The sequence below is a fragment of the Duganella lactea genome (assembly GCF_009857505.1).
GTDB lineage: Bacteria > Pseudomonadota > Gammaproteobacteria > Burkholderiales > Burkholderiaceae_D > Rugamonas > Rugamonas lactea.
On sequence record NZ_WWCP01000086.1, the window covers coordinates 1 to 1,473 of the forward strand.

Sequence of the window (1,473 nt, forward strand, 5' to 3'; positions counted from 1 at the left end):
CGCTGCTGGCTGGCGTGCTGTTTAAAGATGGACTTCCGGCGCAGGACAATCCGCCGGAACAACAGAAACTCGCCGCCTGATGGCCCTACGCTTCAGGATTGGCATACACCAGATTTGACATTAGCTCATGTCAGACGGCGCGAGGGTACAGTTCGGGAAACAAGGCAACGAGTTCTTCGAAGTACGTGGCGTCTTCGTCGTAATCGGGGTCTCCAACCGAGACGCGACCATCAATCTTGTGTTCAGCCCTCGCCCATGCGCCGGATCGATCTTCGGTCCTGACCAATGACGTGCGATTGTAAACCTTCAAAGCGCGGCGGAACAATTGTACATAGGGCTTTTCAGCCTTAATGCGGTGGCAAACCTCCATGAAGCTACGGAACCGAAAACCGTATACTCGGCCTTCTTTGGCCGATATCAAGCTGTCGATGAGCGGACGAGGGCAATAGCGTTCCGAACTGACTGGCATCCCGAGCTTCCGCAGTGCGACGCGTAGGCGCCCCCAGGCCCCCTGAGAATCGTGCGGCCAGTCCTTGAAAAATTGTTCCGCCAGCGTCCGTTTCGCTTCTCTCAATTCGCCGCGGTAGTCGTAAAAGTAGCCTTCCTGCCTCTCCAAATCGAGCACTAGGTCGTTGAAATCGACCAGCTTCTTCCGCAGGGTGAATTCGCCACTCACTACCGAATGGAACTCCGTGTAGCAGCAGCCCAACATTGACTTGCTTGCGACACGCGAAGCTTTCACGGTCTTTTCGTTAACGACGAAGGCATTACGGTTGTTCGTGTAGAACACGTCATGGGCTTTCTAGCCGAACTGTCGTCGGGACGTTTCATCATTTTTTTGCTCGTAGTGCTTACGCTGGGCTATCAAGTCATAGACGATCGGCGTCCTCTCTTTGATCGAGCCGTCTGTTGCGCGCCCTACCGCCGCAAGCGCGACAACGTTGGGCAACGCACCTCTCACATCTGCATCGGCATAAAGATAAACGCCTTCGGTGTATGCTGATTCGGTGTTGAATGCAAAATCAGCCAAGGCGATGCGGTATTCCAATTGTGCGTCCCAAAGCCCAGCAACGTAGTCTCGTGCCATAACAATTAGGTCGTGGTGGTCTCCGATTGCTGCAAGCGGTTCCGACACTCGCTTCTTGAACTTTCCGTCTTCCGTTAATTGGGTAATGCTGGTATAGACCATAACTTTATGCCGAAGAGTCATTACGCCATCGGCATCGTAATCCTTGTAGGTATGGTATTCGGCATAGTGAACGGCAGAGCCCCTATGAAGCATGTAGTTACGCAACTCTTCGAATAATTGATAACCAAGCCTCGCCTCGTATTGCCGTGTCCGGGCGCCGAGCTAATGTCAAATCTGGTGTATGCCAATCCTGAAGCGTAGGGCCATCAGGCGGCGAGTTTCTGTTGTTCCGGCGGATTGTCCTGCGCCGGAAGTCCATCTTTAAACAGCACGCCAGCCAGCAG

General features: G+C 53.6%; 2 protein-coding genes. Both read right to left on the bottom strand.

The annotated features are described in order from the left end of the window. Window positions 1-130: 130 nt before the first annotated feature. On the bottom strand, window positions 131-790 hold the full coding sequence (locus GTP44_RS26760; protein WP_161021798.1) for a hypothetical protein: 660 nt from the start codon (window positions 788-790) through the stop codon (window positions 131-133). Window positions 791-802: 12 nt separating this feature from the next. Further along, window positions 803-1,189 carry a hypothetical protein gene (locus GTP44_RS26765; protein ID WP_161021799.1) on the bottom strand — a complete coding sequence of 129 codons (387 nt, stop codon included), beginning with the start codon at window positions 1,187-1,189 and terminating at the stop codon, window positions 803-805. Window positions 1,190-1,473: the final 284 nt, after the last annotated feature.